Origin of the sequence: Rhizobium ecuadorense, assembly GCF_001187535.1 — a bacterium.
Classification (GTDB): Bacteria; Pseudomonadota; Alphaproteobacteria; order Rhizobiales; family Rhizobiaceae; genus Rhizobium; species Rhizobium ecuadorense.
The window spans coordinates 27,000-36,821 of sequence record NZ_LFIO01000030.1 but is presented as its reverse complement, the minus strand read 5'-3'; the positions used below and the strand labels follow the sequence as shown (position 1 = coordinate 36,821).

At 62.8% G+C, this 9,822-nt stretch carries 9 protein-coding genes; 3 read left to right on the top strand and 6 right to left on the bottom strand.

Translation table 11 applies throughout. The features are described 5' to 3' along the window. Nucleotides 1-910: 910 nt before the first annotated feature. Both AF337_RS01930 and AF337_RS01925 read left to right on the top strand, forming a co-directional pair. Complete coding sequence (locus AF337_RS01930; RefSeq protein WP_049730828.1) at nt 911-1,990, top strand: YihY/virulence factor BrkB family protein; 1,080 nt, start codon at nt 911-913, stop codon at nt 1,988-1,990. 87 nt (nt 1,991-2,077) lie between these two features. Further along, complete coding sequence (locus AF337_RS01925) at nt 2,078-3,361, top strand: cystathionine gamma-synthase family protein (RefSeq protein ID WP_049730827.1); 1,284 nt, start codon at nt 2,078-2,080, stop codon at nt 3,359-3,361. A 47-nt stretch (nt 3,362-3,408) separates the two neighbouring features. Here AF337_RS01925 and AF337_RS01920 read toward each other — a convergent pair whose 3' ends face one another. The 3 genes from AF337_RS01920 to AF337_RS01905 form a co-directional block, all read right to left on the bottom strand. Beyond that, on the bottom strand, nt 3,409-3,822 hold the full coding sequence (locus AF337_RS01920; RefSeq protein WP_049730826.1) for a cupin domain-containing protein: 414 nt from the start codon (nt 3,820-3,822) through the stop codon (nt 3,409-3,411). 63 nt (nt 3,823-3,885) lie between these two features. Continuing rightward, the gene (locus AF337_RS01915; RefSeq protein ID WP_049730825.1) at nt 3,886-4,650 is read right to left on the bottom strand and encodes an SDR family oxidoreductase; all 765 of its coding nucleotides are present in this window, start codon (nt 4,648-4,650) and stop codon (nt 3,886-3,888) included. Between the two features lie 454 nt (nt 4,651-5,104). Continuing rightward, the gene (locus AF337_RS01905; RefSeq protein WP_049730823.1) at nt 5,105-5,566 is read right to left on the bottom strand and encodes a cupin domain-containing protein; all 462 of its coding nucleotides are present in this window, start codon (nt 5,564-5,566) and stop codon (nt 5,105-5,107) included. Between the two features lie 110 nt (nt 5,567-5,676). Between AF337_RS01905 and AF337_RS01900 the strand changes: the two genes are divergently transcribed. After that, complete coding sequence (locus AF337_RS01900) at nt 5,677-6,609, top strand: LysR family transcriptional regulator (protein ID WP_049730822.1); 933 nt, start codon at nt 5,677-5,679, stop codon at nt 6,607-6,609. A gap of 33 nt (nt 6,610-6,642) precedes the next feature. On the opposite strand, the gene AF337_RS01895 is transcribed toward AF337_RS01900, so the two are convergent. Genes AF337_RS01895 through AF337_RS01885 form a run of 3 tightly spaced genes read right to left on the bottom strand, consistent with a single transcriptional unit; the run spans nt 6,643 to nt 9,776 of the window. Then, nucleotides 6,643-7,836, bottom strand: a complete 1,194-nt coding sequence (locus AF337_RS01895) for a thiolase family protein (RefSeq protein WP_049730821.1) — start codon at nt 7,834-7,836, stop codon at nt 6,643-6,645. Beyond that, nucleotides 7,814-9,337, bottom strand: coding sequence for a class I adenylate-forming enzyme family protein (locus AF337_RS01890; RefSeq protein WP_049730820.1), 1,524 nt, complete (start codon nt 9,335-9,337; stop codon nt 7,814-7,816). The genes AF337_RS01895 and AF337_RS01890 overlap by 23 nt, the downstream gene beginning before the upstream one ends. A 28-nt stretch (nt 9,338-9,365) precedes the next feature. Further along, on the bottom strand, nt 9,366-9,776 hold the full coding sequence (locus AF337_RS01885; protein ID WP_049730819.1) for an acyl-CoA thioesterase: 411 nt from the start codon (nt 9,774-9,776) through the stop codon (nt 9,366-9,368). Nucleotides 9,777-9,822 lie beyond the last annotated feature (46 nt).

The window sequence follows — 9,822 nt, the reverse complement described above, 5'->3', positions numbered from 1 at the left end:
CAGCAGCCCTCATCCTGAGGCGCGCAGGCCGAAGGCCGGAGCCTCGAAGGACGCGCTCCGGCGCTGCTTCTAGTATTCATTCGGCGACGGCGCACCCGCATCGCCCTTCGAAGCGCCCGGCGAGACGCCTGCCCCACCCCGTCATTCCTGTTCTCGGGGCAAGCCAGAGGAAGGGATGAGGGAGTTTGGATCGGGCCTTTCGCCCATGCCCCAAGTCGTCGAACGCGGCCTCCTCCAATGCCCCTCATGCTGAGGCGCGCAGGCCGCAGGCCGGAGCCTCGAAGGACGCGCTCTGGCGCTGCTTCTTGCATTCCTTCGACGCCGGCGCACCCGCCTCGCCCTTCGAGGCCCCTGCGGGGGCGCCTCAGGATGAGGCTTCTTGAGGGGGCTGTGGCATTCTCCAAGCGGCCGACATCTTCAGGTGCGCAGCCCGAGAACCTTAGGCTTGAAGGACGCGGCGGGCGATGTTTGCCGGGGACAACGTGGGGCGACTATTGCCGGTCGTGTTCGACGGCGCTATTGATGAGGTAGGCATGGTGGCGCGCTGGATGTCCCGCGTTCGGGTCGATGGCGGCAGGTTGAATTTCAGGTCCGGCTTGCGCTTTCCCAGCCGCGTAAGAGCCCGAATTTGCCGCTTTGGAGCAGCGAATTTGCCAAGCCGGCGATCGCCTCCAGATGTAGGCTAGGCAGCAGTGATGAAACCAAAGCCCGATTTCGTTTCCGTATAAAGAAAAGTATTCAATAAAATCAGTTGAATAGGATCCAGCAATTTGTGGCGGGTTCCTGTCTCTGCAGCCCTTGTGGCCGCGGCGTCCCCTCCCCTGCGCTCCGAATCTCCGCAGGAAAGCAACGGCTTGCATCCTTTTGCGGCACCCGGCGTTATCCACGCAGCAAATCGGAGGATAGGGTAATGGCAGATGTGCTCCCGCTCAAGAGACTGTCCATCGCCGCTGCGATGATGGCAGCAGCGATCGGGGCATTTGTGTTGGTGCAGGCGAAGCAGGGCGGTGGGCTGGTCCCGCCGGCGGAGCCGGGCCGCCCGGTTGACGATCATGGCCGCAGCGCTGCCACGCCCGAGGCTATTCCGCTCAGCGGCCTTCGCGATGTGTTCTGGCGGGTTTACCACGAAGTCCTGAACGACCGGGTCACACTCATTGCCGCGGGTGTGACCTTTTATCTGCTGCTGGCGCTGTTTCCCGCCATGGCCGCTTTGGTGTCGCTCTATGGACTGGTTGCCGATCCGGTCACCATATCCGAGCATCTTGGCGAATTGGCCGGTCTATTGCCGCCGGGCGCCTTCGACCTGCTTGCCGATCAGATCAAGGAACTGGTCAGCAAGCGCGACAGCGCGCTTGGCATCACCTTCTTCGTCGGTCTCGGCATTGCGCTGTGGAGCACGCATAGCGGTACGCTGGCGATTTTCGATGCGATGAATGTCGCCTATGAGGAGAATGAAAAGCGCGGTCTTATTCGGTTGAACCTCGTCGGCCTCTGCTTCACCTTGAGCGCGATGGTTCTGATGGTGGTGATGGTTGTACTCGTCGGGGTTATGCCCGTCGTGCTCTCCTATCTCTGGCTCGATCAGTTCAAGGAGCATATCGCCCTTCTGCTGCGGTGGCCGCTGCTGCTGCTGGTCGTCGCTGTGGCGGTCACATCAGTCTACCGCTTCGGGCCCAGCCGGGAGCCTGCCAAACTGCGGTGGATGACGTGGGGCGCGGGCCTGACGACCGTCGTCTGGGCAGCCATGTCACTGGTCTTCTCCTTCTATCTCGATCATTTCGCCAATTACAACGCGACCTACGGCACGCTCGGCGCGCTGATCGGCTTCCTGGTCTGGATCTGGCTGTCCGTTGTCATTCTGGTCATCGGCGCGGAACTCAACGCCGAACTGGAACATCAGACCGCGAGGGACACGACCACGGGCATGCCGCTGCCGATGGGTGCGCGCGGCGCCTATGTTGCGGACACTTTGGGCGAGACCGTGAGCTAACCGTTAAGGAGCGGCATCGATCATTTGCTGCTCCCATGCAGTTTTGATGTAGTTTGTTCTTGGGCAATCCCGACAGAGGAGACGATCATGACGGCCCCGCATCCTTCCAAAACGCATATCGGCAATCATGCACTGCATCCCGAAACGCAGATGCTGAATTACGGCTACGATCCCGAACTCTCGGAAGGGGCGGTCAAGCCGCCGGTATTCCTCACCTCGACCTTTGTCTTCAATTCGGCCGAGGATGGCCGCGATTTCTTCGACTACGTCTCGGGCCGCCGCGAACCGCCGGCAGGCAAAGGGGCCGGCCTCGTCTATTCGCGCTTCAACCATCCCAACAGCGAGATCGTCGAAGACAGGCTCGCCGTCTATGAGCGGACGGAAAGCGGCGCACTGTTTTCTTCAGGCATGTCGGCGATCGCCACGACCTTGTTCGCCTTCGTCCGACCGGGCGATGCGATCCTGCATTCGCAGCCGCTTTATGGCGGCACGGAAACCCTGCTGGCAAAGACCTTCCTCAATTTCGGCGTCGCCGCGGTCGGCTTTGCCGACGGCGTCAGCGAGGGATCGGTGCAGAAGGCGGCTGAGGAGGCGATGGCCAAGGGCCGGGTTTCCGTCATCCTGATCGAAACGCCGGCCAATCCGACCAACAGCCTGGTCGATGTCGCGATGATCCGGCGCGTGGCCGACGCGATCGGCGCAAAGCAGGGACATGTGCCGATCATCGTCTGCGACAACACCCTGCTCGGCCCGGTTTTCCAGCGGCCGATCGAACACGGCGCCGATATCTCGCTCTATTCGCTGACCAAATATGTCGGCGGCCATTCCGATCTGATCGCCGGCGCCGTTCTCGGGCGCAAGGCTGTGATCAAGCAGGTCAAGGCGCTGCGCGGGGCGATCGGCACCCAGCTCGATCCGCATTCCTGCTGGATGCTCGGCCGCTCGCTGGAAACGCTGCAACTGCGCATGGAGCGGGCAAACAGCAATGCGCGGGCGGTCGCCGATTTCCTGCGCGATCATCCGAAGGTCGAGAAAGTTCACTACCTGCCCTATCACGATCCGGATTCGCCGGCCGGCCGGACCTTCGCCGCGCAATGCACCGGCGCCGGCTCCACATTCTCCTTCGACATTCGCGGCGGCCAGCCGGCCTCCTTCAAGTTCCTGAACGCGCTGCAGGTGTTCAAGTTGGCGGTCAGCCTCGGCGGCACGGAATCGCTGGCGAGCCACCCGGCGACCATGACGCATTCCGGCGTGCCCGCCGATGTCCGCCAGCGCATCGGCGTGCTGGAATCGACGATCCGTCTGTCGATCGGCATCGAGCATCCGGACGATCTGATCGCCGACCTGGAGATGGCGCTGCAATCTGCTTGACTGAGAGCAAGGAACGATGCCCGGCGGCGCCGGGCATCGAGGGCAACTTACTTGTCGTCGGTCGTCAGTTCCGTCTCGTCCGAGTTCACCACAAAGACCGCAAGCAGTTTCGCCGGCGCGGTCTTGCTGCCGTTGGCGCTGACACTGTGGTGATCGCCGGGGAATTCGGGAAAGCTTTCGCCGGCCTTGTAAATCTTCACCGGGCCGTCATTGACCTGGCTCTTGATCGAGCCTTCCAGAACGGTGGCATAGATGAAGGCGGATTTCGGGTGGGTGTGGCCCGGCGATGTGCCGCCGGGCTTATATTCGACGAGCACGGCCTTGATGCTCTTGCCGGGAACGTTGGGAAGCTCGTGGTCGTAGACGAGGGTTACCTTCGCCTTGTCGCCCGCGGCATGCGCTGCGGTGCTGGCGACAATGGCAACGGCAAATGCCGCTGCCGAGATCATTTTTCCTAACATGTCTGGTCTCCTTGCGTTGATGGAAACGGTTGCAGCGAGGGCCGCGAAGGGCGGCCCCTGCCGTCAGGCGCTCTTCTTCTGCGGTGGCTGCCGGCTGAGCCAATCGTCGAAGCGAATGCGGCCGAGCCGCGCCTTGGTTCCCGTGACCAGGGAGTCATCCTCGAGCTCGACGCCGAAGTAACGGGCGTGCGGATCTGAAATCACCTGGCGCGGATCGTTCGTCGCCTTCAGGAGGCGCGTCACTATGTCGGTGAGGCGGATTTTCTCCGGTCCGCCGATCTCGATCGTGCCGTTGACAGGTGCTGTGAGCGCCACCTCGGCCATGACGTCGGCGACATCGTCCGAAGCGATCGGCTGCACATAGGCCGGCGACAGATGCACGGTCTGGCCTGATGTGCCCGACTGGGCGATGCCGGCCATGAATTCGTGAAACTGCGTGGAATGGACGATGGTGTAGGGGATGCCGGAAGCCTTGATCAGCTCTTCCTGGGCCATCTTGGCGCGCATATAGCCGCTGCCCTGCAGCCGCTCCATGCCGACGATCGACAGCGCGATGTGATGCTTTACGCCGGCGGCGGCTGCTGCCTTGAGCAGATTGCGGCCGGAGGTCTGGAAGAATTCCATGACCGCCTTGTCCTCGAAGGAGGGCGAGTTGGCGAGGTCGAGCACCACCTCGGCGCCTGCGAGCGCTTCGGCCAGCCCCTTGCCGGTAATCGTGTCGACGCCCGAATTCGGCGACGCCGCCAGCACCTCGTGCCCCTTGCTGCGCAATCTTTCCACGGTCTTCGAGCCGATCAGCCCGGTGCCGCCGATAATGACGATCTTCATGGGTGGTCTCCTTCCTTTACGAGGATTTCCTCTGTTGACGTGAGCTGGCTGCCGCAATCGCCGCCTCGGCGAGGCAGGCGACTTCATCGGTATTGGGGACCGTCACTTGGGTGCGGGCGGCCGGAACCGATGGGCAGGAGAATGCGCCGGATCGCGAGCCAGAACCATTCTCCCTCGGTCGTTGTCGCCCTATGCCAAGGCAGTAGGGCGGCTCGCCCTGCGATCGGCCATTTGGCCGAAATGGAGGAAATTTACCTCAACCGGCATCACACTCTCGGAGCAATAGGCAGGATGATCACAGGTTGGAACGTCAACGAGCCGGGCGAAGAGCTTCGCCCGGCCCGGTTCGAAACGTGTCTTGTACCGGGCGTCCACCTCTCCGCCGGTGCGCAGTGAAGTCGCGGTCTTCAATCTGGATCAGGATGGACTGACGTGCGGCCGCATGCTGCCATCGTCAGTGCGGCCGGTTGGACTCCCAGTTCGCCGGTCCACGGAATTCGATGCCGTAGCGTTCCGCCAGTTGCACTAACCGATCCATGTGCTCCGGCAGCCGCGGGGCCTGTTCGGCGGCCTCGAGGAAGAATTCCTCCATGCCGCCCGGCGTCAGGATGGTGAGGTTGCGTCCGGGAGACGTGCCGGTTACCCGAAAGGTATGCGGCACGCCGCGTGGCAGGAAGATCGATCTGCCTGGACCGACCGGAACGACCTCGTCATTCAACCAGAATTCGTAGTCGCCCTCGATCACATGGATCACTTCGTCCTCATTGTGATGAATGTGGACGGGCGGCCCGCCGCCTGCAGGAACATTGCTTTCGAAGACCCCGAGAATGCCGCCACTTTCAAACCGGCCGACATTGATGGTGTAGGTCGTGTCCATCCAGGTTACAGTCCGTACAGTTCTTGCGGCGACGCTCATCGCAATTTCCTTCCAGGCTCATTTGGAATAGAGTTCCACGCTGCTCTTCATCATTATCGCCGACAGGATCCGCGCGGAAATCGAATGATCGTATAAGGGATATTGAGCCGGTGAATTTCTCCGCCCTCGACCTGAATCTGTTGCGTGTCTTCGACGCCATGATGGCAGAACTCTCGACGGTGCGAGCAGGCGAGCGGGTCGGCCTGTCGCAGCCGGCCGTGAGTTCGGCGCTCGGCAGATTGCGCGCCTTGCTGGACGACGAATTGTTCGTCAGGGAAGGCAATCAGATGATGCCGACGGCGCGCGCCCTCGAACTGCGCCAACCAATCAGACAGGCATTGGCCGGCATGGAAGAGGCATTGGCGGCGACCGCTGCTTTCGATCCTGCCACGGCGACCCGATCCTTCATGTTGATCGGATCCGATTACTTTTCCACGTTATTGATGCCGCCGCTGGCTGCGCGTGTGGCGAAAGCGGCACCCTCCGTCACCTTGCAGATGGTCGATCATGCCTCATCGGAAGTCTTCGAGATGCTGCGCGATGGCCGAGCGGATATCGTCATCGATCGGTCACTCGACCCGCCCGAGTGGATTACGAGCCGCAAGCTGCTCCAATCATGGCTGGTATGCATTGCCAAGCAAGGACATCCCCTGCTCGCCAGCTGCGGCATTCGTCCAGGCGACGCTATACCGGCAGACGTCTTCTGCTCTCTTCCCCATGTTCTGCGCTCCGCGGATGGGAGCCGGACCGGTACGATCGATCCGGCCCTTGCGCGCTTGGGCCTTGTGCGTCGTGTCATGGTCACGGTACCGCATTTCCAGGCGGTCGCTCTTGCCGTTGAATCGAGCGAAATGCTGGGAAGCATTCCGGTGCATTTCGCGCGCACCCTGATCGGTCGGCTGAAGCTCGATGTGTTCATGCCGCCGATGGAATCGCCGAAAATGGACGTGACCATGTATTGGCTTCGCCGCTTCGATGGTGATCCGGGAAGTGCCTGGCTCCGGGGCGAGATCGCGCAAGCGCTCGCAGCGCCGCCGGCGTGATATCCTACCGTCTCACCGGGATGCAGGATCTCATCAGGAAAGCCTGACCGCCTCGAACATGGCGGTCAGGCCGATGCCGCCGCCGATGCCGATCATCGCCAGGCCGGTCGCGCCGATCGCGTCCTCGCGAATCAACTGGCTGTATAGCCTTGTAACGAGGATCGCACCTGATGCCCCAAAGGGATGGCCCAGGGCAAGGGCGCCGCCGTTGCTGTTGATCGTGTCGGCGGGAATGTCGAGCTGATCCAGCGAGGCCAGAACCTGGGCGGCGAAGGCCTCGTTGAATTCGATGGCATCGATGCCGGCGAGCGAAAACCCGGGCTGGCGCTGCAGCAGCTTCCTGGTCGAGGCGACCGGGCCGATGCCGAGCAGGTTGGGATCGACACCGGCGGCGGCGCTGTCGATGAAGGCGAGGCCCTTGCCGATGCCGAGGCTTTTGGCCATGCCGCGGCTGATGACGAGCACCAGGCAGGCGCCGTCATTCAGCGGGCAGGCATTGCCTGCCGTCACCGAACCGTCGGCCAGGAAGACGGGCTTGAGGTTTGCCAGTGCTTCAATCGATGTCGTGGGGCGCGGGCATTCGTCGCGTTCCAGCAATCCGTGCCCGGTGGAGATTTCGACGATCTCCGGTCGGAAGAGACCGGCCTCAGCCGCCTTGACCGCGAGCCGGTGGCTGCGGAGCGCGAATTCATCCTGTCTCCGGCGCGTGATGCCAAATTGCCGGGCGACATTTTCGGCGGCAATGCCCATCTCGGGATCGCCGACTGCATCGGGGGAAAATCGGGCGCGGCCGTAAAAGCGCGGCAGCGCCCCGTTGGCTTTCGGCCGTTCGACGCGCCACGGCGCGGTGCTGACGCTCTCGACGCCGCCGGCAAGGAAGCAGGAACCGGCTTTCGCCTGGATCAGGCGGGCGGCCATGACGATCGCTTCCAGGCCGGAACCGCATTGCCGGTCGATGGCGACGCCGGGAACCGCCACGGGCAGGCCGGCGGTAAGGGCCGCCAACCGGCCGATATTGCCGCCGCCGCCGGCGGCATTGCCGACCAGCACGTCGTCTATGGCTTCCGGCGCAATGCCCGTCTCGGCAACGATCCGCCGGATGATCGGCGCAAGCAGGTCTTCGGCCGCAACAGTCGCAAGCGAGCCGAAGGCCCGGCCGATCGGCGTGCGGTAAGCGGCAACCACGACCGGCTGCCAATCCTCGTCAGGCTGATAGGCGTAGGACAAGACCGTCTCCCGAAATCACCGCGGCTTCCACCTGCCCCCTGGAAATCTTGCCGCTGCTCGTCATCGGCCAGGAGGCGATATGGTGGAATTGCCTGGGGATCTTGAACCTGGCGAGCTGTCGCGCGCAATGGTCGGCCAGCATTTTCGCGTCTTTTGCCTCTCCCGAGACGACCGCCACGATCCGCTGACCGTAATAGGCATCCGGCAGGCCGAAGACGACGGCCTCTTCGACGCCGGGGCAGGCTTTGAGCGCGCTTTCGACTTCGGCGGGATAGACGTTGTTGCCGCCCGATATCATCATGCCGCCTGCCCGGCCGATAACCCGCAACATGCCGTTTTCGTCGAGTTCGCCGAGATCGCCGACGGTCGCTCCCGCCTCGGTGACCCGAAACGCCTGGCCGTCGTCGCCCCAGAGATAGCCGTCGGCGATCAGGTCGCTCCTGACGAAGATGGTGCCCGGCGCATCGGTCCCGACATCGTTTTCATCAGGGCCGCGAACGGAAATCTCGACGCCGGGATAGGCCTGCCCCACCCGGTCGATCGGAAAATCGACCGCGCCGCCGACAAGGGTGGAGACGGTCATGAAACCGATTTCGGATGCGCCGTAATATTCGCGAATGCGCGCCCTCGGAAAAAGGCGGCGCATGGCTTCGACCCCGTTCAGGTCGAGCTTGGCGCCGGCGGTCAGGACATCGCGTAGGGAGGTCAGAGCCGGTTTGTCTGCCCACGCCCTGGCAATACCGGCAATATGGGTCGGCACGGCGACCAGACGTTCGATCTCTTCAGAGGCGAGAATGCGCGCGACGGCGGCAGGATCCCATTTCCTCACCGAATGGAAGGTGCCGCCGGCATCCAGGGCTTCGACCAAGGCGTAAAGCGCCAGCCCATGCGCCAGGGCGCCGGGGCAGAGGGTGGACGGCGCGTCTTCCAGTTCAAAAACGGTGCGTCCGCGATCGAGGCTGCGGCGCCACTGCTCGCGGGAGCGAAAATAGGCTTTCGGCTCGGCGGTGGTGCCCGAGGTAAAGCCGATCAGGAAGATGCCCTCGGCATCATCAGGCAGATCATTTTCCGCCGCGGCGAGATCGAAGGGCTCGGGGCCGGCGGTGACGATTGATATGCCGAGCCTGCGAGCAATTTCGGCGGTCGGCCCGGCATCGTCGTCGACAATGATCACGTCAGGCGCCAGCCGCTCGATGATGCGCTCGATTCTCTCAGGCGGCATCATCGGGTCGATCACCGCGCAGGCGTTCGGCAAGGCGGTGGCGGCGATAAAATATTCGGCAAAGCCGATATGGTTGCCGAGGCTGAGGGCGACAAGTTTTCCCACGCCGGGCAGATCGAGCGTGCGGCGGCTTAAGCGCGGCAATTCCTGGATAAAGCGGCAGATCGCCTTGGCGCGCACATAAAGCTCGCCGTAGCTCAAGGAGCGGCCGTCGATCACCACGGCCGGCTTATCAGGCCTTTCCGCTGCATGTCGAAGAAGCTGCGCATGGATCGGCATGGGCACTCGCTGGTTTGAAGATCGGCCGTCAGCCTAACGCCGCTCTGGTGGTCTCGGGGATCGGCGTCGGGCGGCTGTCGGAAAGGCCGACGCAGACCCAGACGAGCCCCGCCGAGGCGCAATGGGCGTCGTCGCGCTGGCGAAAGAGTTGGATCGCGAAGGCGAGACTCGTTCGCCCGATCTTTTCGACGACGACCTTTGCCTCGACGACGTCGTCGATGTCGATCGGGCTGTGAAAAGTGATCTCCGCCTTCTTCACGTGATAGGCAACACCCGAGGAGGTGTGGCGGAAGTGGCTCAAGATTTCCCGGTGCCGCAGGAACTCAACGACCGCATCCTCGCAATAATCGAGGTAAACCGAGTTATGGACATGGCCATAGACGTCGATGTCTCGCATCGAGACCCGGAAGGATGCTAAAGGCCTGTCGTCAACACTCATGCGATCACCGAAAATTGGTGGGCTGTTCTAACTGCTGTTGTCTGGG